Source organism: Pseudomonas sp. GW821-FHT09D08 (assembly GCF_059416305.1).
Map to the genome: position 1 here is coordinate 150,207 of NZ_JBWKOX010000013.1, position 21,587 is coordinate 171,793.

The 21,587-nt window shown below is 63.0% G+C and carries 20 protein-coding genes; 10 read left to right on the plus strand and 10 right to left on the minus strand.

Going from position 1 to position 21,587, the window contains the following annotated elements:
- The 7 genes from AC07OP_RS21160 to AC07OP_RS21190 are packed head-to-tail and all read right to left on the minus strand — an operon-like array spanning position 1 to position 7,875.
- Positions 1 to 960: a nitroreductase family protein gene (locus tag AC07OP_RS21160; protein ID WP_495102391.1), complete on the minus strand. Its 960-nt coding sequence runs from the start codon at positions 958 to 960 to the stop codon at positions 1 to 3.
- Positions 961 to 974: 14 nt separating this feature from the next.
- Positions 975 to 1,526 carry an LbetaH domain-containing protein gene (locus tag AC07OP_RS21165; RefSeq protein ID WP_027608684.1) on the minus strand — a complete coding sequence of 184 codons (552 nt, stop codon included), beginning with the start codon at positions 1,524 to 1,526 and terminating at the stop codon, positions 975 to 977.
- The gene (locus AC07OP_RS21170) at positions 1,523 to 2,686 is read right to left on the minus strand and encodes a polysaccharide pyruvyl transferase family protein (protein ID WP_495102392.1); all 1,164 of its coding nucleotides are present in this window, start codon (positions 2,684 to 2,686) and stop codon (positions 1,523 to 1,525) included. The genes AC07OP_RS21165 and AC07OP_RS21170 overlap by 4 nt, the downstream gene beginning before the upstream one ends.
- Positions 2,683 to 3,858, minus strand: coding sequence for an O-antigen ligase family protein (locus AC07OP_RS21175; RefSeq protein WP_495102393.1), 1,176 nt, complete (start codon positions 3,856 to 3,858; stop codon positions 2,683 to 2,685). Before AC07OP_RS21175 ends, AC07OP_RS21170 begins: the two co-directional genes overlap by 4 nt.
- A complete protein-coding gene (locus AC07OP_RS21180; protein WP_495102394.1) occupies positions 3,855 to 5,168 on the minus strand; it encodes a lipopolysaccharide biosynthesis protein in 1,314 nt (437 codons plus the stop codon). The genes AC07OP_RS21175 and AC07OP_RS21180 overlap by 4 nt, the downstream gene beginning before the upstream one ends.
- A 5-nt stretch (positions 5,169 to 5,173) precedes the next feature.
- Positions 5,174 to 7,393, minus strand: coding sequence for a polysaccharide biosynthesis tyrosine autokinase (locus AC07OP_RS21185; protein WP_495102395.1), 2,220 nt, complete (start codon positions 7,391 to 7,393; stop codon positions 5,174 to 5,176).
- Positions 7,394 to 7,434: 41 nt separating this feature from the next.
- A complete protein-coding gene (locus AC07OP_RS21190) occupies positions 7,435 to 7,875 on the minus strand; it encodes a low molecular weight protein-tyrosine-phosphatase (protein WP_065941932.1) in 441 nt (146 codons plus the stop codon).
- 230 nt (positions 7,876 to 8,105) lie between these two features.
- Between AC07OP_RS21190 and AC07OP_RS21195 the strand changes: the two genes are divergently transcribed.
- Both AC07OP_RS21195 and AC07OP_RS21200 read left to right on the plus strand, forming a co-directional pair.
- Entirely contained in the window at positions 8,106 to 8,414 is a 309-nt protein-coding gene (locus AC07OP_RS21195; protein ID WP_223841602.1) for a phosphomannomutase, read from the plus strand.
- Complete coding sequence (locus tag AC07OP_RS21200; RefSeq protein WP_027608690.1) at positions 8,411 to 8,743, plus strand: hypothetical protein; 333 nt, start codon at positions 8,411 to 8,413, stop codon at positions 8,741 to 8,743. The genes AC07OP_RS21195 and AC07OP_RS21200 overlap by 4 nt, the downstream gene beginning before the upstream one ends.
- On the opposite strand, the gene AC07OP_RS21205 is transcribed toward AC07OP_RS21200, so the two are convergent.
- Complete coding sequence (locus tag AC07OP_RS21205; RefSeq protein ID WP_495102396.1) at positions 8,695 to 9,315, minus strand: phosphatase PAP2 family protein; 621 nt, start codon at positions 9,313 to 9,315, stop codon at positions 8,695 to 8,697. The genes AC07OP_RS21200 and AC07OP_RS21205 overlap by 49 nt on opposite strands.
- A gap of 257 nt (positions 9,316 to 9,572) precedes the next feature.
- Here AC07OP_RS21205 and AC07OP_RS21210 point away from each other — a divergent pair, with 257 nt between their 5' ends.
- A complete protein-coding gene (locus AC07OP_RS21210; RefSeq protein ID WP_115488249.1) occupies positions 9,573 to 10,655 on the plus strand; it encodes an LLM class flavin-dependent oxidoreductase in 1,083 nt (360 codons plus the stop codon).
- Positions 10,656 to 10,720: 65 nt separating this feature from the next.
- On the opposite strand, the gene AC07OP_RS21215 is transcribed toward AC07OP_RS21210, so the two are convergent.
- Both AC07OP_RS21215 and AC07OP_RS21220 read right to left on the minus strand, forming a co-directional pair.
- On the minus strand, positions 10,721 to 11,515 hold the full coding sequence (locus AC07OP_RS21215; RefSeq protein ID WP_495102397.1) for a class II aldolase/adducin family protein: 795 nt from the start codon (positions 11,513 to 11,515) through the stop codon (positions 10,721 to 10,723).
- 734 nt (positions 11,516 to 12,249) lie between these two features.
- Positions 12,250 to 13,155, minus strand: coding sequence for a LysR family transcriptional regulator (locus AC07OP_RS21220; RefSeq protein ID WP_495102398.1), 906 nt, complete (start codon positions 13,153 to 13,155; stop codon positions 12,250 to 12,252).
- A gap of 216 nt (positions 13,156 to 13,371) precedes the next feature.
- On the opposite strand from AC07OP_RS21220, the gene AC07OP_RS21225 reads away from it, so the two are divergent.
- The 7 genes from AC07OP_RS21225 to AC07OP_RS21255 all read left to right on the plus strand — a co-directional run bounded on the left by AC07OP_RS21225 (position 13,372) and on the right by AC07OP_RS21255 (position 21,371).
- Positions 13,372 to 13,983, plus strand: coding sequence for a cysteine dioxygenase family protein (locus AC07OP_RS21225; RefSeq protein ID WP_495102399.1), 612 nt, complete (start codon positions 13,372 to 13,374; stop codon positions 13,981 to 13,983).
- Positions 13,980 to 15,563: a rhodanese-related sulfurtransferase gene (locus tag AC07OP_RS21230; RefSeq protein ID WP_495102400.1), complete on the plus strand. Its 1,584-nt coding sequence runs from the start codon at positions 13,980 to 13,982 to the stop codon at positions 15,561 to 15,563. Before AC07OP_RS21225 ends, AC07OP_RS21230 begins: the two co-directional genes overlap by 4 nt.
- Before the next feature lie 627 nt (positions 15,564 to 16,190).
- Positions 16,191 to 17,165, plus strand: coding sequence for an ABC transporter substrate-binding protein (locus AC07OP_RS21235; RefSeq protein ID WP_495102401.1), 975 nt, complete (start codon positions 16,191 to 16,193; stop codon positions 17,163 to 17,165).
- An 11-nt stretch (positions 17,166 to 17,176) separates the two neighbouring features.
- On the plus strand, positions 17,177 to 18,541 hold the full coding sequence (locus AC07OP_RS21240) for an LLM class flavin-dependent oxidoreductase (RefSeq protein WP_495102402.1): 1,365 nt from the start codon (positions 17,177 to 17,179) through the stop codon (positions 18,539 to 18,541).
- Positions 18,538 to 19,221: a peroxiredoxin-like family protein gene (locus tag AC07OP_RS21245; protein ID WP_495102403.1), complete on the plus strand. Its 684-nt coding sequence runs from the start codon at positions 18,538 to 18,540 to the stop codon at positions 19,219 to 19,221. Before AC07OP_RS21240 ends, AC07OP_RS21245 begins: the two co-directional genes overlap by 4 nt.
- 39 nt (positions 19,222 to 19,260) lie before the next feature.
- Positions 19,261 to 20,430 (plus strand): acyl-CoA dehydrogenase family protein, encoded by a 1,170-nt coding sequence (locus AC07OP_RS21250; protein WP_115488255.1) that lies wholly within the window; start codon positions 19,261 to 19,263, stop codon positions 20,428 to 20,430.
- Positions 20,427 to 21,371: a D-isomer specific 2-hydroxyacid dehydrogenase family protein gene (locus AC07OP_RS21255; RefSeq protein ID WP_495102404.1), complete on the plus strand. Its 945-nt coding sequence runs from the start codon at positions 20,427 to 20,429 to the stop codon at positions 21,369 to 21,371. Before AC07OP_RS21250 ends, AC07OP_RS21255 begins: the two co-directional genes overlap by 4 nt.
- Positions 21,372 to 21,587: the final 216 nt, after the last annotated feature.

Below are 21,587 nucleotides of genomic sequence, written 5' to 3' on the forward strand. Positions count from 1 at the left end.
TCAGCCACCGTGCATCTGCAGGACTTCGGTGGTGAGCCGGCGCGGTGAACGCGCGGCCCGGAAGTGGCTTTCCAGGGGCAGCCCCACGGCGATCATCATGATCAACCGCTCGCTGGTCGGGATGGCGCCGATGCCACGGATCTTCTTTTCCACCGAATTGAGGATCGCCAGGTTCAGCGGGCACGCGCCCAGGCCATTGGCGTGGCAGGCCAGCAGCAGGCCCATGGAAAACAACGCACCGTCGACGTAAAGCTGGTTGCGCTGCCCGGCGCCGCCCCAGGCGGTGACTTCGGACGTGACCACAAACAGGTTGTCCACCGACTGCGCAAACCCGCGCGAGCCGCCTTGCAGCTCCAGCAGCTGCGCGATCACCGCGCGGTCCTGATACACATGCACCCGCGACGACTGCCGGTTGCATTGGGAGGGTGACGACTGCGCCAGCTCCACCAGGGACGTCAGCAGGCCACTGTCGATCTTGCCGGCCTGGAACATGCGGCAACTGGAGCGCGATTGCAGGAACGCCTTGGCATCCAGCCCGCCATTGCCCAGCCACGGCGCCGCACGCTTGATACCGCCGCTGCCGGCGGTGCCGTCGCGCTTGAGGTGCTCCACATAGGCATCCAGGTAAAACACGAAGTCGTCGCTGATGCCGAGGGTGCGGTGCAGCTCGAGGTAACCCTGGAACGCGCCGAGGGCCATCTCCACCGGCAGCGCCGAATACGTGCGGTCGTATTCGTTGAGCATATGGATGATGCCGTTGATCTTGTCCTTGCCGAACAGCGGCTTGGGTTCCTTGAGGGACAGGCCCTTTTCCACGGTGTGGGTTTCGATGAGGATTTTGTAGAACAGCTTCTTGTTACGGCTTTCCAGCGGCGAGTAGCCGTTGTGGCGAATAAACGTGAGCATGTCGCGAAAGAACTCGCTGACGAAATACATCAACTTCCATGCCTTATCCATCATGGGTTTCACCTGTTTCATAGTGCGATGTCTCTCGTTTTGAGGGGGCGGCACGGCGCACCGACGCAAATCATCCAGGCCGGCTGGCTGGCCGTGACCACCGAGCGCGCGCCGACCACGCAGCCCTCCTCCAACACACAACCGGGGTGGATAAAGGCCTCGGCGGCGACCCACACATGGTCCTTGATCACGATCTCGCGGGTCACCAGGGGCCGCAGCAGGCTACGGGTGTCGTGGCTGCCGGTGCACAGGAAGCTGCGCTGACTGATGGTGACTTTGGAGCCCAGGGTGATTTTGGCCATGGCGTACACATCGACCCCATCGCCGATGGCGGTGTAGTCGCCGATCTCCAGGTTCCACGGCGCCCAGATGCTGCACGTGGGCGCGATGCGGCAGCCCACGCCGACCTTGGCGCCAAAGCAGCGCAGCAACCAACGCCGCCAGTTGTGCAGCATCCAGCGCGGCGTGGGACGAAACAGCAGCTGGTAGACGATGCCCCACAACAGCCGGCGCGCCTTGTTGCTGCGCGGCAGGGTGTCGACGTACTTGAGTTGCGCGAAGTCGCTCATGACCGGATCGCCGCCAGTTGTTCCAACAGGTAGCGCTCGCCCACCTGTTGCAGGGCCTGGCGCCGGGCCCGCACCGCCACCCAGTCGATGGGCGCCGCGATCAAGGCGTGCACCTGGTCGGCATCGTCTGCCGGCAGGAAGCGTTGCGACAGCTCCAGCTTCTCCAGCAGGTTGCGCACACGGGCGTTCAGCGAAGCCTTGTTGCCCGGCAACCCCACGGCGATAAACGGCTTCTCGAAAATGATCGCGAACACCGTGGCGTGGAAGGAGTTGGTCACCACGTAGGCGCTCTCCTTGAGCAACTTGAGCCAATCCTGCGGGCCCACCTGCACGGTCTCGCCGATCTGCCGCCAGCGCCGGTGCGCGTTGTACGGCGAGACAATCGGCCCGGCCACCTGCCGCGACAGCGCCTGGGCCACTTCGCGCACGCCCACGCCGGTGCGCAGCGCATAGCAGAACACGTGGCCGGTGCGGGTCTGGGTGGACGTGGCGAGCAGCGCCGAATAGTCGCGGTGCAGCAGCGTCGGGTCCGGCACGCACTGGGCAGCCAGCCCCGAGACCTGGTGCACGATGCCCACCCCGCTCTCCTCGCGCACACTGATCGCCGACAGTTGCTTGAGCAGGCCCTCGGCTTCGGCGTGGTACTGCGGCTCCAGGTATTCCTTGCCGAAACTTGCGGCGTAGGAGATGCGCCGGATCGCCTTGTCGCAGTCGAAGGCCAGGAAGTACGCCGGGTCGAGGCCGGTCTGGCCCGAAGGGTTCCAGATCTGGTCGCTGCCGGCCACCAGCAACTGCTGGCCGGCCACCGCCTGGTGGAGCTGGTGGGCGTGGGCGTAGCGCGGCGCCTGGATATTCAGGAAGCGCGTCTTGAACGCCTCGAACTGGCGCGACTGGGCATTCGGCCCCAGCACCCGGGTTTTCAACGCCAGGGCCTTGAGGTACAGGGCCTTGAGGTTGGCCTTGAGCTGGCGCGGGTTGCACAGCTGGCGGATCTCGCTGCCATCCTCCACGTAGGCCGGGTGGTAGTTGATCAGGCTCACCTGCAAGCCCTGTTGCTGCAACCAGCGCTGCAAGGCATAGGCTTGCAGCACCGCGCCGAAGTTTTCGCTGAAGTGGTACGTCAGTATCCCGGCCCTGATGGGGCTAGCAGGTGCGTTCATGATCCAGCCTGTTTCAGTAAGTAATTGGGGTAAACCGCCTGGCGTGCAGGCGCAGCCTTGTTGAGCAGGCCGATGAACATCGACCACACCAGCAGGTAGCTGCCATCGAAAGTGGTAAAGAACTGGTAGCTGGTCTTGAACGAGAAAATCAGCAGGATCGCCACCACGGCCAGGGATACCGGGCTGCGCGGCAAACCGCTGAACAGCAGGCAAAACAGCGCCACGCCGAGCACTCCCAGCTTGGCGGTCACGCCCCAGTAGCCGTTCTCGATATCGAACTTGGAGTTCTCGAACCAGCGCTCGTCATTGGTGGGCACGCCGGGGGTCAATTGCTTGGCCAGGCCATTGCCCAGGAACACCGTGGCCGGGTTGTCGAGAAACGATTCCTTGGCATGGGCGATCTCGAACGCACGGGTCACGTCCTCGCCCTTCTCCTCGAACAGGTAAGTGGCAAAGCGCGACACCGCCAAGGGGCTGGCATAGAACGTCAGCGTGCCCAGCGCGCCGATGGCCACCACCAGCACCGCCAACGACTTGAGCTTGCGCTGGGTAATCGCCGACAACAGGATCATCACCGCCATCGCCGCGAGGATGGTCTTGGACCCGGCCGCCAGCAGCGTGACCGCGAGAATCAGCATCAGGCCGATCCTGCGCTGGCAACAGGCATAGAAAAACAGCAGCACCGCCGAGCTGGTGGGGAACAACATGATCCGCCCGACTTCGTCGCTGGACTTGGACGCCGCGTTGGTGAGGTCGATGCCCACGCCATACAGGCTGACCTGGAGCAACTGGCCAAGGGCGAAGATGTAGATGATGCGTTCGAGGATGCGCCGGTAGTTGACACTATGGGCCCGCGCGATTTTTTCCACATTGGCCAACACATAGCTGTACCCGGCCAACAGCAGCACAAAATAGAAAAACGGAATGCCGGAACGCAGGAACTGGTACAGCGAGATGTTCGCCCCACTGCTCACCAATACCTGCAACACACTGGACGCAACCACCAGCGCCAGCAATGGCAGCGCGCGGGTAAAGCCACGCGCCGCGTACACCACGAACGGCAGCAACAGCAGCAACGCCACCGGTTGCGAGAGGTTGTTGCTCAGCGCCAGGGGCAAGGCGAAGAACGTCAGCGGCAGGTAGAGGGTCAGGCGCGCCTGGGACAGCATCATGGGCCGACCTCCCCCACGCGAATCACCCGCAGGTACACCAACACCACCAGTTCCGGCAGCGACAGCAACAGCGACGCGCCCAGCAGCGGATCGATGCGCTCCTTGCATGCCAGCCACAGCAGCAAGGCTGCCACGCTGCTCAGCGCATAGATCACTGAGGTGAGGGTGTGGCGATTGGTGGAAATCAGCATCGCCGCGAGGATGAACCAGGCCACATTCAAAATCGTATGGGAGCCGATCAGCGCCAAGGACAGGCGATCGACCTGCACCAGGCCATGGCTCCACAGCAGGATGACCTGCGGCCCGGCCCAGATCCCCGCGGCATACACCAGCAGGCACAGGCCCAGTACCAGGGAGCTGGCGCGCTGGGTAAAGCGTCGTGCCTGTTCGAACTCGCCGCGCCCGGCCAGCCGCGAGATCTCCGGGGTCAGGGCGTTGCTGCAGGTGATGCCCAACTGGATGATCAGGCGCATCAGGGTGCGCGCCATGGTGTAACCCACCACCACCGCCGGGCCGGCGATCTGGTTGAGCACTTGCAGGCCGCCTTGCAGGGTGATCGCCTGCGCCAGCGGGATCGCCGCGCTGCCCAGCGCCGGTTTCCAGATACCACGGAACTCGGCCCAGGACGCCGACCCCAGCCCCAGCAGCGGCCAGGGTGAAATCCGCCGCACAAACAGGGTCACCAGCACCAGGAACAGCACCTGGCTGAAAAACATGCCCTGGGCCAATTGCAGTTCGGAGCCACCCAGCAGCAGCACGACGATGGACAGCACAATGTCCAGGGTCCTGCGGTTGGCCATGATGAAGACGCCGCCGACGGTTCTGTCGATGGTGCGAAACCAGGCGTCGATCGGCCCACCCAGCAAGCGCGTGCACAGGTAGCCGGACATGAACAGCACCACCAGGCCGGCCTGCTCGGCGGTCAAGGTCTTGAGCCCAAGCAGTGACACCCAGTCGAGCCACTGGCCCAAGGTCAGGGCGAATACCAGCACCAGCGCGACCACCGCCAGGGTAAAGGCCAGCGCGGTCTGCACACTGCGTCGCGCCCCCGGCAAATCGCCCTGGCTCGCACGCAGCGTGGCGCTGGTGGCCGACGCCTGGGCCACCCCCAGGTCCAGCAGGCTGAGCATCGACGGAATGCCGGTGAGCACCAGCCAATCGGCATAGCGCCCGGTGCCCCAGGCGTGCAGAAAGAACGGCACCAGCACCAGTTGCGCCGCCAGCGTCACCAGTTGGGTGTAGCCGTAGCTCAGCACGTTGAGGCGAAACCGTCGCGACAACGAGCGTGGCATTTCAAGCACTTTGCTCATGGTCATCAGGCCTTGTCGGACTGATAGGCGTAGCTGTAGTAGCCGTAGTCGCCATAGCCGTAGCTGGCGGACCGGCGTTTTTCCACACCATTGAAGATCGCGCCCTTGAGCTCGATGCCGTTCTGATGGAAGCGGCGCAGGGTCAATTCGATCTCCTTCGCCGAGTTCACGCCAAAACGGGTGACCATCAGGCTGGTGCCGGCCTGGCGCCCGACAATCGCGGCATCGGTCACCGCCAGCAAGGGCGGCGTGTCGATGATCACCAGGTCATAGCGCTCGCTGACGTCGGCCAGCAGCGCAGCAAAGTTGGGGTGCATCAGCAGTTCCGACGGGTTGGGCGGGATCTGCCCACGACCGATGAAATCGAAGCGCTCCACGGCGGTCGGGTGAATCGCTTCCTGCAGATCACAGCGCTTGGCGAGCAGGTCGGACAACCCCGCCTCCACCGCCTTGCCGAGCATCTTGTGCACGTAGCCCTTGCGCATGTCGGCATCGATCAGCAGCACGCGCTGGCCCGACTGCGCGACAATCGCCGCCAGGTTGGCCGAGACAAACGTCTTGCCCACCTCGGGGCTCGGGCCGGTGATCATCAGGCGGTTGTTCCTGGCCTCGAGCATGGCGAAGTGCAGGCTGGTGCGCAGGCTGCGCATGGCTTCCATCACCAGGTCATGGGGGTGATTGACCGCCAGCAGCGACGGCGCGCCGGAACGCCCCTTGGCCGCGTTGGTTTCCTCGGCCTTTTGCAACAGGCTGAAGGGGATCGAGGCGTACACCGGCAGGCCGAGTTTCTCGATCTCATCCGGGCTTTCCAGGCCACGGTTGAGCAGGCTGCGCACCAGCACGATGCCCACCGAGAGCATGCCGCCGAGCAGCATCGCCAGCAGCACCACGATGACCTTGCGCGGCGCCACAGGCTTGGCCAGGTTGACATCGGCACTGTCGATCAAACGCACGTTGCCCACGGTGCCGGCGCGCATTACGTCGAGCTCCTGGGAGCGGTTGAGCAACTGGGTGTAGATCTCGGTGCCCACTTGCACGTCGCGGGTCAGGCTGAGCAATTCCTGCTGGGTCGTGGGCAAGCCTTCGACGCGCTTGGTCATCTGCGCCTGCTTGGCATTGAGTTCCGCCAGCTTGGCGATCAAGGCGCGATAAGCCGGGTGCTGGGGCGTGAACTTGCGGTCCATCTCGGCCTGTTGCAGCTTGAGTTCGGAGATGCCGGTGTCCAGGGCCACCACCTGGTCGAGCACGGCCTTGGCTTCGAGGCTGATGTCGATGGATTTGCTGCGGGTCTGGAAGCGGTTCAAGGCGTTCTCGGCCTTCTCCAGGTCGCGACGCACCTGGGGCAACTGGTCATTGAGGAACGACAGGCTCTGCGCCGCCTCGGCCGAAGTGCGGTCGACGTTCTGCTTCACATACAGGTTGGAGATTTCATTCAGCGTCCGCACCGCCAGGGTCGGGCGCGTGCTCTCCAGGGACAGACTGATGATGCCCGACTCCTTGCCGCGTTCGATCACGGTGAGCAGGTCCTGGTAGTCGGCCACCGCGTCCAGGCGCGGCTTGCGTACGATCTTGAAATGCGCGCCCGGATTGGCCCGCAGCTCCTTGACCAGCACCTCGACGCCGTCGGCGGCAAACGGCACGCCGACGCTTCCTGCGGCGATCTCGACGCCGTCCTCATCAAATAACGTGTAGGCCTGGGCCTCGCCGGCCACCAGTACCAGGGTGGTCCCGAGCAACGCCGTCGGCAGGTTCAAACTGCTCAGCGCCAGGGCCTCGCCCCCTGCCGACCAGCGGCTGAAACCGAACAGCGGCGGCGCAATATCGCCCTTGTGTTCAGGCGCATAACGCCGCGCGAGGAAGCCACCGATCAACGGAAAATGCTGCGGCGTGATGGTGATGTCCAACGCCAGGGTATCGACGGTCTTGCCAATGATGGTGCGCGACTTGATCAGCTCGATCTCGGTCACCGCCGGCGATTCCTTGCCCAGCAGGCTACTGACGTCGGAGAAACCGAGCATGTCGTTCTTCTTCGGCTCCACCTGGATCAACGCATTCGCCTGGAACACCGGCGCCGCCAGAATCGCGTAGGCGGCACCGATCAGCATGCAGGTGCCGGTGATCCCAGCGATCAGCCATTTGTGATCGATCAGGGTGCCAAGCATGCCGAGCACATCGATCTCGTCACGGTGAGGGCTTTCAGGGGAAGCGTTCTGGGGTGAATACATAAATCGCGTCTTCGTCCTTGCAATCGTTTAAAGAGGGAGCGTCAGCGCGCCAGGCGCTGGGCCCAGGCCTGTGCGGCCTGTTCGATCAAGGCATAGGCCTGCACAAAGGCGGGCTTGCCCTGGCGATAGGGGTCGGTGATCTCGCGATCGTGCTGCCACTTGCCCAACAGGAAGACCTTGCCCCGCGCCTCGGGAGCGAGGCCGAGCACGCCGTCGATGTGCCGTTGCTCCATCACCAGGATCAGGTCGGCCTCACTCACGGCTTCAACGCTGAGTTGCCGCGCCTTGTGTGCCCGGGGAACATGTCCATGCTCCTGCAGCACTTGCCCGGCCGTCGGTTCCAGCGGATGGTCACGCAACGCCGCCAAGCCCGCCGAACTCACCGTGATTCCGGAGGACGTCAGTGCGGCCCCCAGCAAGTGTTCCGCCGTGGGGCTGCGGCAGATGTTGCCGATGCACACAATCAATATCTTTTTGAACAAGGCAACCTCCCACGCACCGCACACTTATTCTTCGGCAAAAGGGACGACCTTATTTAATCAGTTGCAACTAACGACCGAGTAATTATGACCACAGCCTACAAACCGAGACCATCTATCGCGCAAGACAAAAAATAACAATCCCGGCATTAACCGACTAAAACTAACATTCCGGTATTTTTGTACCGTCCCATAATAAAGTGCGATTTGAATGCACCAGACAGGGGACGGCCATGAACACGTCAAAGTTATTGGTAGAGCGTATTGGCCTATTTCCTTCTTCGGGAAATATTCAAGTGGAAGTGCATGATTCATCCCATGTCGTCGAACGCCTGCAGGTGTTGTATGCCGATAACTCACTGGACAGCGACGCGTCCGGTGCCGGGTTTTCCATGGTGTTCGCCGATTGGCGCTTCAAGTTGCAGGTCAGTGACCCATTGTCGGTGTGCCTGTGCGTGGAAAGTCGCGGCGACAGCCAGTTCATGCAGGTCAAGACGGCCGAACTGCTGGCCAATATCTGCGGCACCGAGGAGCGGCCATGAGCCTGTGGGCGGGCTTGAGACGCGGCTATGCGTTGCGCAGGCTGACGGGGATGTTCGAGGGGTTTGCCGAACCGGTGCAGGGCGCGCAGTACCAGCGCAACACCCGGGTCATCGGCCATTGGCTGGACCTGTTGCGCGGCAGCTCCCCGCAGCAGATCACCCATGCACTGTTCCAGCAGATGAAACGCGCGCAGCGCCGTGGCAATGCGCGGCGCTTCAACGCGCAGACGACCTTGCTGGCGCTGATGGTGGAAAGCAACCTGGCGCTGGACCTGGCGACCTACTCGGCCTTCCGGTGCGCGGTTTCCAGGCGCCAGGCAGGCTCCTGATGGGCCTGGTCGGCACCTGAGAGGGTCACTGCGACGCGGTTGAGCAGCCACTCCGCGTTGTACTTGGGCACCAGCCCACAGACCAGCAAAAACACCAGCCCGCCGCCGATGAACACGGGGGATACCTTGATGGGCGCGGCATCAATACGCCACAGGAACACACTGGCCGCTGTCGCACCCAGTGCGGCACCGGCCAGGGCTTCATTCAGCGGATGTATATAAGGCGCGACACAATAAGCACTGAACCCGATACTTATCACTAACCCCGCCAGCGCCGCCGGCCAACGCCAGGCCTGGTTGAACTGGCGGGCCAACAAACTCGTTGCCACCGTGACCATCAAACAGGTGTTCATGGCATGGCCACTTATTACAGCAATATCCAAGTGCTGGGACGATAAGCCCCAGCCTTTAAACAGCAACTTGCTGGCCGCCACAATCGAATAAGTCGTACCTACGGTTATTATCCAGGCCCGCAATGCCCACGGCGTGGAATACCTTAACCAGACAGCAATCACCAGTGCGGCCGGAATCATGACGGTAATGCCGCCATATTGCGCAAGTTCTGCCCGCATCACTGCTTAACCTTCGACGTGCCGTTTTCGGCGCTCATCAGACCTCAGGCCCGGCAAAAACACAACGTTATCTAGGGTCAGCAACGCGCTCAAAATGCAATTTACTGATCACCACACACAAATATGATTCTATATTTTAATAATTAGGTTAGAACCAAACGGCATTTTACAGCGGCTGTCGCGGCCCCTACCGTGGACGAGCATGACCGACCCCCTGCCCGGCGGAGGTATTCACCCCTACTCGACAAGGACAGACCATGAGCATTGAATTCATCGGCTATATCGGCGGTCACCACGCTTCCGAGATCCACCCACGCAGCGGCCCTACCCTGCAACCGGACTACGTGGAAACCGTGGCCCGCGCCCACGAAGACGCCGGCTTCGACCGCGCGCTGGTGGCGTTCCATTCCAACAGCCCGGACAGCACGCTGATCGCCGCCCATGCCGCCAGCGTGACGAAAAAACTGCAGTTCCTGATCGCCCACCGTCCGGGCTTCGCCCAACCGACCCTGGCCGCCCGCCAGTTCGCCACCCTCGATGTGTTCAATGGCGGGCGCACCGCCGTGCATATCATCACCGGCGGCGACGACCGCGAACTGCGCGCCGATGGCAGCCATATCGGCAAGGACGAACGCTATGCGCGCACCGATGAATACCTGAGCGTGGTCCGCCAGGAATGGACCAGCGATCAGCCCTTCGACTTTGCCGGCACCTACTACCAGGTCGAAGGCGCCCACTCCGCGGTGAAGTCGCCGCAGCAGCCGCATATCCCGCTGTACTTTGGCGGATCGTCCAAGGCCGCGATTGAAGTGGCGGGCAAGCATGCCGATGTGTACGCGCTGTGGGGCGAAACCTATGAGCAGGTCCGCGAGATCGTGACCCAGGTGCGCGCCGAAGCGGCCAGGCATGGGCGTACGATTCGCTTCAGCCTGTCGCTGCGACCGATCCTGGCCGCGACCGAAGAGCTGGCGTGGGCGCGCGCCGACAGCATCCTGCAACAGGCCACCGAGTTGGCCGAGAAGAATGGCTTTGTGCGGCGTGAACCGCCGAATGAAGGCTCGCGCCGGCTGCTGGCGGCGGCGGCACAGGGCTCGCGGCTGGACAAGCGTTTGTGGACGGGGATTGCCGGGTTGCTGGGGGCGCAGGGCAACTCCACCTCGTTGGTGGGGACCGCCGAACAGGTGGCAGAGGCATTGGTCGATTATTACGACCTCGGCATCACCACCTTCCTGATCCGTGGGTTTGATCCGCTCAATGATGCGATCGACTATGGCAAGCGGTTGATCCCCCTCACCCGGCAGCTGATTGCTGAACGCGAGCAGGCCAAACAGGTCGCATAAGCAAGAACACCACAAAACCCATGTGGGAGGGGGTGTAAGCCCCCTCCCACATTTTGATCTTCACATCAGTTCTTGTAATCGGTATCAGTCCGCTCCAACTGCCGAATCAGCGCATTCCAATGCCGCGCCACCCCCGGTCCTTCGCCACTGGCAAACACCTTGGCCTGTTGTTCGACTTTCTCCACCACTTCGGCAGGCGGGAAGATCAACTCCGCATTCCCCGCCGCCTGCGCCGCCACCTGGATATTGCACGCGCGCTCCAACTGTTGCAGCTGCGCAAACGCATGTTCAACGCTGACGCCGGCGGTCAACAAGCCATGGTTGCGCAGGATCATCACGCTCTTGTCGCCCAGGTCCGCCACCAGCCGCTCGCGTTCGTCCAGGTCGAGGGCCACGCCTTCATACCCGTGGTACGCCACGCGCCCGGAAAAACCAATGGAATGCTGGGAGATCGGCAGCAGGCCGTCCTTCTGCGCCGACACCGCAATGCCGTCGCGGGTGTGGGTGTGCAGCACCGCCTGCAGGTCATGGCGTGCGCCGTGGATCGCGCTGTGGATCACATAACCGGCGTAGTTGATGCCCAGGCCGGTAGGGTCATCGACGATAGTGCCGTCGAGGTCGACCTTGACCAGGTTGGACGCGCTGATTTCATCGAACAACAACCCGAAGGCGTTGATCAGGAAATGCTCCTCCGGCCCCGGCACGCGGGCGGAGAAGTGGGTGTAGATGTGGTCGGTCCACTTGTACAAAGCGGCCAGGCGATAAGCGGCGGCCAGTTTGACGCGCACCTCCCACTCTTGCGGGGTAACGCGCTGGCGAACATTGCTGGTGAGGTTGGTGATCGAGGTGACGCTGCTCATGGCAAAACTTCCTGGATGGCCTTAAGGACTTCCAGGCAAGCCTAGGGGATGGTCAAAAATAATAAAAAGCACATTTTAATCTAAGCTAATTATTATTTTTTTTCATATAACCCTTACCAATAATTCAGGGCAAATGTGGTAGATCCCACGACCTCTTCGACACAGCGCTGTCGCGCAGCAAACTGTGGCGAGCGGGCTTGCCACAAGAATGCGGTCGCCTGAAATTGTTCAGGCAAGACTCAAGACTTCAGGGTGAAATTTTAACCCCCTAAAATCATTCAGTTATTTTAAGTTTGATAAGAGGGGCTTGCCCCCGATGGCCATGAGTATCTCCCGCAACGCTAACACCGATGCGAAGCGAGCCGCCCTTGATCTTGCTTTTGATCTTGATCTTGATCTTGATCTCAGGCGCCCCGTTAACCACGCTGGCCGGAATCCGACAGTGATTTGGGGGGTAAACCGGCAGGGATGCCGGTTTAGCCGCCCCGCGCCATGGATGGCGCGTGGCGGCGGCCCCCCAAATCACTGTCGGATTCCGGGCACACCGAGCCTAGGCGAGGTGCCGAGTGGTGGGGCAAGAGCCCTTTGCTTACTTTGGGGCTTTTCCAAAGTGAGCCGCCGTCAGGGCGGAACCCTAAGCCGCCGTTACCGCAGCAACGGATATGTACCCGGTCCAATCCAAAAAAATGGTCGGCCCAGAGGCCGTCATCGGGGGCAAGCCCCCTCCCACAGGGTTACGCGGCGTCGCGGACTTTATGCAACGACGCCGCCACCCGCTTGCCAAATGCATCCACCGGCGCCTGCAGGTTGCCCAGGAAGTGCGGATAGATCAGCCACAGATCCATCACCGGCTTGAAATCCTTGAGCGGCATCACCGCCAGCTGCTCACGGTGCGCACTGCGTTCCAGCAACGGCCGTGGCACCAGGCCCAAGCCCAGGCCGTCGGCCACCAGGCCCAGTTGCAGTTCGGTGCCGAAGGTCTCCAGGTTGACCCGCAGGGCCAGGCCCTGATCGGACAAGGTGCGCTGCAAGCCGGCGCGGAAGCCGCAGCCGTCCGGGTTGAGGACCCAGCCATTCTGGTACACATCGGCCAGCTTGCAGGGTTTCTTCGGCAGTTGGGCCTTGGCGCAGACCACCACCAGTTCCATCTTGCCGATGGACTCGCCGACGATGTTGTCCGGGAAGATCTTGCCTGCCGGGAACAGCGCCGCCGCCGCATCCAGTTCGCCGCGTTCGATCTTGCCCACCAACTGGCTGCCCCAGCCGGTGGCGACCTGGGCACGCAAGTCGGGGTATTCGCTGCGCAGGTGCTTGAGCGCGTCCAGCAGCACCACATCGCCGATGGTCTGCGGCACCCCCAGGCGCAACAGGCCGGTGGGCGGTGCGTCGGTAGCCACCAGTTCGCGCAGGGCATCCATCTCGCGCAGGATCAGCCGGCACTGCTCATAGACACGGGTGCCGATCAACGTCGGTTTGAGGGGTTTGGTGTTGCGGTCGAACAGCTCCACGCCCAGCGCCTGCTCGAAGTTCTGCACGCGGCGGGTAATGGCCGGCTGGGTCAATTGCAACGACTCGGCGGCATGGCTGATGGACTGGCAACGAATCACTTCGACAAAGGCATCGATATCGTCAATTTTCATTTGGGCCGCACATAGAGAACAGTCATTAAGATGTGTGTGAAGCATAGTTGCAGGAACGTGGCGTGAATAGCCCGCGCTGCAATCGATAACGTCTAACGCTATTCAGACCGGTTCTAAATTACCTTCAGCTATAAGCTAATCATTAAAAAATAGCATATTAACTATAAACATTATGCTTAGATAAACCTATCCCTGCGACCACACGATGGAAGTGCCATGACCCAGGCCCGACACCCCGAGAGACTCAGAGCCTTCATAGGCGCCCTGGCGGAATTGATCGACGGCAACCCACGGGAAGGCGACCTGTTGCACCGTGGCGGCAAGCTGCTGGCGCAACTGGTCAGCCATGACGATTGGCTCCCCGATGAATTTGCCCACCCCGACCCCGAGCGCTACCAGCAGTTCCTGCTGCATGCCGATTCGCGCCAGCGTTTCAGCATCGTCAGCTTTGTCTGGGGGCCGGGGCAACGCACGCCGATCCACGACCATCGGGTCTGGGGGCTGATCGGCATGCTGCGCGGCGCAGAGTTCTCCCAAGGCTTCCAACGCGCACCCGACGGCAGCCTGGTCGCCGAAGGCCAGCCGATTCAACTGGTGCCGGGCCAGGTCGAGGCGGTGTCGCCCAAGGTCGGCGACATCCATCAGGTGAGCAACGCCCACAGCGACCAGGTGTCGATCAGCATTCATGTGTACGGCGCCAATATCGGCGCGGTGCGCCGTGCGGTGTACCAGCCCGACGGCAGCGAGAAACTGTTTATCTCCGGTTATTCCAACGCCTTCCTCCCGAATATCTGGGATTTGTCCAAAGAAAAGAGCCCTGCCCTATGACCACCGTATCGACCCGTAGCTTTGCCCGGATTCGCCAGGCCCTGTTGGACCGTGAAGAAGTCGCCCTGGTGGACGTGCGCGAAGAAGCGCCGTTTGCCGAATCCCACCCGCTGTTTGCGGCGAATATCCCACTGTCCAAGCTGGAACTGGAGGTGTACTCGCGCATTCCACGCCGCGATACCCAGGTCACCGTCTACGACAACGGTGAAGGCCTGGCCGCCCGTGCCGCCGAACGCCTGGTTGCGCTGGGCTATACCCAGGTCAGCCTGCTGGAAGGTGGCCTGGACGGTTGGCGCCAGGCCGGTGGCGAGCTGTTTATCGATGTGAACGTGCCGAGCAAGGCCTTTGGCGAGCTGGTGGAAAGCGAGCGCCACACGCCGTCCCTCGCCGCTGAAGAAGTGCAGGCGCTGCTCGACAGCCAGGCCGATGTGGTGGTGCTCGACGCCCGCCGTTTCGACGAATACCAGACCATGAGCATCCCCACCGGCATCAGCGTACCCGGTGCCGAGTTGGTGTTGCGCGCGCGCGAACTGGTGCCCGACCCGGCCACCCGCATCATCGTCAACTGCGCCGGGCGCACCCGCAGCATTATCGGCACCCAGTCGCTGATCAATGCCGGCGTGGCCAACCCGGTGTCTGCGCTGCGCAATGGCACCATCGGCTGGACCCTGGCCGGCCAGAAGCTCGCCCACGGCCAGTCGCGGCGCTTTGCCCCGACCTCGGAAGAACATCGTCAGATCGCTGCCGTCGATGCCCGCCGCGTCGCCGACAAGGCCCGCGTCGGCCGCGCCACCCTGGCCGACCTGCAAGCCTGGCAGCAGGACACCACCCGCACCACCTACCTGTTCGATGTGCGCACCCCGGAAGAATTCGAAGCTGGCCACCTGCCCGGCGCACGCTCCACACCGGGCGGCCAGCTGGTACAGGAAACCGACCATGTCGCCAGCGTGCGCGGGGCACGCCTGGTACTGGCGGACGACGATGGCGTGCGGGCGAATATGTCCGCGTCCTGGCTGGCCCAACTGGGCTGGGAGGTGCATGTGCTGGATGACCTGCAGGCAGCGCATTTCAGCGCGAAAGGCGCCTGGGTCGCCCCGGTGCCCGCGCCGCCCCAGGCCGAACTGATCAGCCCGCATACCCTCGCCGAATGGCTCGCCCATGGCGACACGGTGGTGCTGGATTTCACCGCCAGCGCCAACTACGTCAAGCGCCATATCCCCGGCGCCTGGTGGGCGTTGCGTGCGCAACTGCCCGAGGCCCTGGCCAAGGTACCCGCCGCCCAGCGTTATGTGCTGACCTGCGGCAGCAGCCAACTGGCGCGCCTGGCCGTGGCCGAAGTCGAAGCGATCACCGGCAAACAGGTGTTCCTGCTGCAAGACGGCACCGCCGCCTGGATCAACGCGCAACTGCCACTGGAAGAAGGCGAAACCCACTTGGCCTCGCCGCGTATCGACCGCTACCGCCGGCCGTACGAAGGCACCGACAACCCCAGGGAAGCCATGCAGGCTTATCTGGATTGGGAGTTCGGTCTGGTGGAGCAACTGGCCCGCGATGGGACCCATGGGTTTTACGTCATTTGACCCCAGGCACGCCTGCCCCCATTGCGGGAGCAGGCGCTGCCCCAGGGCTGATGGGGCGGGGGTACTGCGTTACTTTCTTTCTTCTGTGTCGGTGCAAGAAACCGTCCCCGAGCTACCGCTCAACTGAGACTGCATGGCGTGGACACCCGCCTCCATTTGCGAGGCCACGCTGAACTGGGCACCGAACAGCAGACTGAACATGACGCATGTGGTTGCCAATAATTTGCACATGACGAATCCTCACTGGTTCGCTGAGAGGGTAAAAATACCCCCATCGTTTACTCGCAGCTGACTTGGCTGCGTACTGTCATTTTCTGCCCGGCGCAACGCCTGGACACCTGTGAAGAATGACAGTGGCCTAGACAACTTCGCACTATGCAAACCTGCGCTGAGAGCGATTGGCACCGTCCCTTTGGAAACCCAGGCACCCCAGCCGCAATTACGCACTTTAAAAATACATAAAACGCATATTAGATAACAAATTATCTTAATATTTTTCATAATTAACATATAACCAAAAAGACTTTCACAGCAGGTTTTTATGGGCATAACGTGAACTCCTCACCGACCCCTTCTCCAGGCGGAGGTAGCCGAACCCTTTATCGATCTGCCTGGAGCCTGCATCCCATGGTCTTTTCCACTCCGTTCAAACGCCTGCTCCTGGGCACCGCCCTGGTCCTTGGCCTGGCCACCGGCGCCCACGCCGCCGACCTGCAACCGCTGCGGGTGGCCAATCAGAAATCGACGATCAAGACGCTGCTGGAAGTCGCCGGCGAAACGAAAAACGTGCCCTATGAAATCCAGTGGTCGGAATTCCCGTCCGCCTCGCCCCTGGGCGAAGCCTTGAATGCCGGTGCCGTGGATATCGGTGCCCTGGGCGATGCGCCCTACGTGTTTGCCCTTGGCGCTGGCGCTTCGCTCAAGGTGGTCAGCATCATTCACGCCGAAGGGCGTAACACCACCGCCCTGCTGGTGCCCAAGGATTCGCCGATCAAGACGGTGGCAGACCTCAAGGGCAAGAAAATCGTCACCGGCCGCGGCTCCATCGGCCACTACCTGGCGATCAAGGCCCTGGCCACGGCCGGCCTGACCACTAAGGATGTGCAGTTCATTTTCCTGCTGCCCAGCGAGTCGCGCCTGGTGCTGGATAACGGCACCGTCGACGCCTGGTCGACCTGGGACCCCTACACCACCGTCGTCACGTCCCAAAGCCAGGCGCGGATCCTGGCCAGCGGCAACACGCTGTTGAGCAACCACCTGTACCTCGCCGCCACCCGCCAGGCCATCGCCGACAAGCGCACGCAGCTGGACGATTTTGTCGCCCGCGTCGACCGCGCCTACGCCTGGGCCAATACCCACCCCGACGAGTACGCCGCCGCCCAGGCCAAAATCACCGGGCTGCCGCTGGCCGTGCATGTGGCCGTGGCCAAGGAAACCCGCCTGAGCCCGGTGCTGATTGACGACAGCGTGATCAGTGGCCTGCAGGCCACCGCCGACACCTACCAGCAAGAAGGCCTGCTGCCCCGGCACATCGACGTGTCCCAGGGCTTCGACACGAGCTTTAACGCCAAGCGCGCCCCCAACAACCAAGCATCACGCTGAAGGAGCAGAACATGAGCACGCCACATCCATTGAAACCCCGCCATTTGAAATTGGGCGCCATGGTCCACGGTGTCGGACACGGCTGGGGCGAATGGCGCCATCCGCAGGCGCAACCGAATGCCAGTACGAATTTCGGCTTCTACAAACAGCAGACCGAACTCGCCGAAGCGGCCAAGTTCGACTTCGTGTTCATCGCCGACAGCCTGCACATCCACGCCAAGTCCAGCCCGCATTACCTCAACCGCTTCGAGCCGCTGACCATCCTCTCGGCCCTGGCCGCACTGACCACGCATATCGGCCTGGTGGCCACCGTGACCGTCAGCTACACCGAGCCCTACCAGGTGGCGCGCCAGTTCGCGTCCCTGGACCATATCAGCGGCGGGCGCGCCGGCTGGAACGTGGTGACCTCATGGCTCAGCGGCACCGCCGACAACTTCGGCAAGGCCGAACACCCACCCCACGCCGTGCGCTACCGCATCGCCAAGGAACACCTGAACACGGTCAAGGGCCTGTGGGACTCCTGGGAAGACGACGCCTTTGCCTACAACAAGCAAAGCGGTGAATTCTTTACCCCGGGCAAGCTGCATGCGCTGAACCACAAAGGCGAGTTTTTCTCGGTCAAAGGCCCGCTGAACATTGCGCGCTCGCGCCAGGGCCAGCCGGTGATTTTTCAGGCGGGCACCTCCGAAGATGGGCGTAACTTTGCGGCGCAGAACGCTGACGCCATCTTCGTGCATGTGGAAAGCATTGAAGAAGGCCTGGCTTATACCCAGGACCTCAAGCGCCGCGCCAAGGGCTTTGGCCGCGACGCCGACAGCCTGTCGATCCTGCCGGGCATCCGCCCGATTGTCGGCCGCGACGAGGCCGAAGTGGAAAGCCGCTATCAGCAGGCGGTGGAGCTGGTCACCGTGGAAGACGCCATCGTCGCCCTCGGCCGCCCGTTCAACGACCATGACTTCAGCCAGTACCCGCTGGACGCGCCCTTCCCGGAACTCGGCGACCTGGGCGCCAACAGCCAGAAAGGCGGCTCCGACCGCATCAAGCAACTGGCCAGGGACGAAGGCCTGACCCTGCGCGAAGTGGCGCTGCGCTTCTCGCGGCCCAAGCGTGATTTTGTCGGCACCCCGGAGCAAGTCGCCGACGCGATCCAGACCTGGTTCGAACGCGGTGCCAGCGATGGTTTCATCATCAACTCGGTGCTGCCGGACGGCTTGCAGTACTTCACCGAACTGGTGGTGCCGGTGCTGCAACAGCGTGGCCTGTTCCGTAGCGAATACGCCGGCCACACCCTGCGCGACAACCTTGGCCTGGACGTGCCGGCCAACCGTTACAGCGTCACCGCCGAGGTCGAAACGCAACAGGAGGCGCTGGCATGAGCGAGTCCCTCAACCGTCAGTTGGCGGCGCTGCACGCCGAGCGTGTAGCGACCTGGGCACCGGCGGCGTTGCAGGTCAATATCGACCAGCGCCAGCGCCTGGTGGATGAAGCACGGGTAGACGACTACGTGCAGCTCGGCGATGAACTGGACCCCTTCACCCTGCTCACTGTGGAAGGCGGCGAACTGACCCGCGAACGGCTGCTGGCCGACGGCCCGGCGGTGCTGATCTTCTTCCGCTTTGCCGGCTGCCCGGCGTGCAATATCGCCCTGCCCTATTACGAACGCCAACTCTACCCACGCCTGCGCGAACTGGGCGTGCCCCTGGTCGCGGTGAGCCCGCAAGTGCCTGAACGCCTGGTTGAGATCAAGAGCCGCCACGCCCTGCAATTGCGGGTGGCCAGCGACCCGGACAACCAACTCGGTCGCCGCCTGGGCATCCTCTACAGCTTCGACGAAGCCTCGCGCAATGCAGCCCTGGCCAAGGGCAATCACATCGGTGAAACCACCGGTACGGGAACCTGGGAGTTGCCGCAACCGACCGTGGTGGTGATTGCCCAGGACGGCACGGTGGCGTTCGTGGACGTCAGCCCGGACTGGCTGGTGCGTACCGAAGCCGAGCCGGTGGTGCAGGTGGTGGAGCGCTTGCTGGGCCAACAGCCTGTACGCATCGCCATCTAGGCCCAGCGCCCCTCCCACATTTTGACCGAGTACATTCTCATGACCCAACCGTCTCTACGCTCCGTGGAGGTCGCCAACTTCGAGGCCCTGCTCGAACGCCTCAGCGCCGAGCTGGCCGGCACCGCGCACCTGTATGACGAGAGCGGCGCCTTCCCCCATGCCAACTTCCAGCGGCTGCACGACCATGGCCTGGTCGCCCTCACCGTGCCCAAGGCCCTCGGCGGCGGTGGTGCCAGCCTGCCCCAGGCGCGCAAGGCGATCAGTGCGATTGCCAAGGGCGAACCGTCCACCGCACTGATCCTGGTGATGCAATACCTGCAACACACGCGCCTGCAAGACAGCAAGACCTGGCCGCCCCACCTGCGTACCCGAGTGGCCGAGGACGCGGTGCGCGACGGTGCATTGATCAATGCCCTGCGCGTCGAACCCGACCTCGGCACCCCGGCCCGTGGCGGGCTGCCGGCGACGACTGCCGTGCGCACTGCCGAGGGCTGGCGCATCAGCGGGCGCAAGATCTACTCCACCGGCAGCCATGGCCTGAGCTGGTTCAGCGTATGGGCGCGCAGCGATGACGCCGACCCGCTGGTGGGCGCCTGGCTGGTGCCCAAGGACAGCCCCGGCGTAAGCATCATCGACACCTGGGACCACCTCGGCATGCGCGCCACCTGCAGCCATGAAGTGGTGCTCGACAATGTGCTGGTGCCACTGGACCACGCCGTCAGCGTCAGCCCCTGGAGCGCGCCGCAACCGGAACTGGATGCCGAGGGTTTCCTGTGGATGTCGGTGCTGCTGTCCTCGGTGTATGACGCCGTGGCCCAGGCTGCGCGGGACTGGCTGGTGAACTGGCTGGAAGAGCGCCAGCCATCCAATCTCGGTGCGGCGTTGTCGACACTGCCGCGTTTCCAGGAAACCGTCGGCCATATCGACACCCTGCTGTTCGCCAACCGCAGCCTGCTCGACGCCGCCGCCGACGGCCACACCCCGGCCGCCAATGCCGCGCAGTTGAAGTACCTGGTCACCCACAACGCCATCCGCGCCGTGGAGCTGGCCATCGAGGCCTCCGGCAACCCCGGCCTGTCACGCCATAGCCCGCTGCAACGCCACTACCGCGATGTGCTGTGCAGTCGTGTGCATACCCCGCAGAACGATGCGGTGCTGCAAGGCGTCGGTAAAGCCGTGTTCGCCCAACGCCAGAAGGAACGCACATGACCCAGGTGATTATTGCCAGCCAGTTGGACGAAGACTACAACGACGTGATCCGCACGCGCCTCACTGCGATCCACCCCGGAGCCCAGGTGATCGGCGTGCCGGCAGGCGTGCCAAGCGACCTGCCGCCCCAGGCGAATATCCTGCTGCTGCGCCCGATCAACGTGCGCGGCTACACCGCCCCGGACACCCCGCCACCGGGCTGGCCCTACGGCGCGCAATGGGTGCACCTGGTCTCATCGGGCATCGACTTCTACCCGCAATGGCTGTTCAACGGCCCGCCGGTGACCACCTCCCGAGGCAGCGCCGCCGACAACCTGGCCGAATTCGCCCTGGCAGCGATCTTTGCCGCCTCCAAGCATTTGCCGGACATCTGGGTGAAGGACTCGCAATGGAATTTCACCGCCCTGCGCCCCCTCAAGGGCACCACCCTGGGCATCCTTGGTTTTGGCGCGATTGGTGAAAGCCTGGCGCAAAAAGCCCTGGGCCTGGGCATCAAGGTGGTCGCGCTGCGTCAGAGCCAGGCACCGTTCGGCGCCGGCGTGGACGCCGCCCAGGACATCCACGACCTGTTCGCCCGCGCCGACCACCTGGTGGTGGCCGCGCCACTGACCGACGCCACGCGACATATCATCAACCGCGATGTGCTGGGCAGCGCCAGGCCGGGCCTGCACCTGATCAACATCGCACGTGGGGGCCTGCTCGATCAGGAGGCGTTGCTGGAGGCCCTGGATAACGGCCAGATCGGCCTGGCATCGCTCGACGTGACCGAGCCGGAGCCCTTGCCGGACGGGCACCCGCTGTACAGCCACCCACGGGTACGGTTGTCGCCGCACACGTCAGCGATTTCGACCAATAGCCGCAACGAGATTGCCGATACGTTCTTGGCGAATCTGGAGCGCTACGTTTCAGGGGCTGAACTGGCGAATCTGGCTAACGCCTGACGCTGTTCAAAAATGTCGGAGGGGCGGTGCGACGATTCGACTTGCTCCCGTGGCGGCCTTCGGGCCGACCATGTCGTTGGAGTTGAGCGAGTACATATCCGTTGCTGCGGTAACGGCGGCTTAGGGTTCCGCCCTTACGGCGGGTCACTTTGGAAAAGCCCCAAAGTAACCAAAGGGCTCTTGCCCCAACACTCGGCACCTCGCCTAGGCTCGGTG

What these genes read in the sequence shown, in the direction of transcription:
- AC07OP_RS21215 (WP_495102397.1), bottom strand. Translation starts at nt 11,515, where the DNA reads ATGAGCAGCGTCACCTCGATCACCAACCTCACCAGCAATGTTCGCCAG.
- AC07OP_RS21225 (WP_495102399.1), top strand. Translation starts at nt 13,372, where the DNA reads ATGACCCAGGCCCGACACCCCGAGAGACTCAGAGCCTTCATAGGCGCC.
- AC07OP_RS21195 (WP_223841602.1), top strand. Translation starts at nt 8,106, where the DNA reads ATGAACACGTCAAAGTTATTGGTAGAGCGTATTGGCCTATTTCCTTCT.
- AC07OP_RS21180 (WP_495102394.1), bottom strand. Translation starts at nt 5,168, where the DNA reads ATGAGCAAAGTGCTTGAAATGCCACGCTCGTTGTCGCGACGGTTTCGC.
- AC07OP_RS21220 (WP_495102398.1), bottom strand. Translation starts at nt 13,155, where the DNA reads ATGAAAATTGACGATATCGATGCCTTTGTCGAAGTGATTCGTTGCCAG.
- AC07OP_RS21245 (WP_495102403.1), top strand. Translation starts at nt 18,538, where the DNA reads ATGAGCGAGTCCCTCAACCGTCAGTTGGCGGCGCTGCACGCCGAGCGT.
- AC07OP_RS21170 (WP_495102392.1), bottom strand. Translation starts at nt 2,686, where the DNA reads ATGAACGCACCTGCTAGCCCCATCAGGGCCGGGATACTGACGTACCAC.
- AC07OP_RS21235 (WP_495102401.1), top strand. Translation starts at nt 16,191, where the DNA reads ATGGTCTTTTCCACTCCGTTCAAACGCCTGCTCCTGGGCACCGCCCTG.
- AC07OP_RS21200 (WP_027608690.1), top strand. Translation starts at nt 8,411, where the DNA reads ATGAGCCTGTGGGCGGGCTTGAGACGCGGCTATGCGTTGCGCAGGCTG.
- AC07OP_RS21205 (WP_495102396.1), bottom strand. Translation starts at nt 9,315, where the DNA reads ATGCGGGCAGAACTTGCGCAATATGGCGGCATTACCGTCATGATTCCG.
- AC07OP_RS21250 (WP_115488255.1), top strand. Translation starts at nt 19,261, where the DNA reads ATGACCCAACCGTCTCTACGCTCCGTGGAGGTCGCCAACTTCGAGGCC.
- AC07OP_RS21210 (WP_115488249.1), top strand. Translation starts at nt 9,573, where the DNA reads ATGAGCATTGAATTCATCGGCTATATCGGCGGTCACCACGCTTCCGAG.
- AC07OP_RS21240 (WP_495102402.1), top strand. Translation starts at nt 17,177, where the DNA reads ATGAGCACGCCACATCCATTGAAACCCCGCCATTTGAAATTGGGCGCC.
- AC07OP_RS21255 (WP_495102404.1), top strand. Translation starts at nt 20,427, where the DNA reads ATGACCCAGGTGATTATTGCCAGCCAGTTGGACGAAGACTACAACGAC.
- AC07OP_RS21165 (WP_027608684.1), bottom strand. Translation starts at nt 1,526, where the DNA reads ATGAGCGACTTCGCGCAACTCAAGTACGTCGACACCCTGCCGCGCAGC.
- AC07OP_RS21230 (WP_495102400.1), top strand. Translation starts at nt 13,980, where the DNA reads ATGACCACCGTATCGACCCGTAGCTTTGCCCGGATTCGCCAGGCCCTG.
- AC07OP_RS21175 (WP_495102393.1), bottom strand. Translation starts at nt 3,858, where the DNA reads ATGATGCTGTCCCAGGCGCGCCTGACCCTCTACCTGCCGCTGACGTTC.
- AC07OP_RS21160 (WP_495102391.1), bottom strand. Translation starts at nt 960, where the DNA reads ATGATGGATAAGGCATGGAAGTTGATGTATTTCGTCAGCGAGTTCTTT.
- AC07OP_RS21185 (WP_495102395.1), bottom strand. Translation starts at nt 7,393, where the DNA reads ATGTATTCACCCCAGAACGCTTCCCCTGAAAGCCCTCACCGTGACGAG.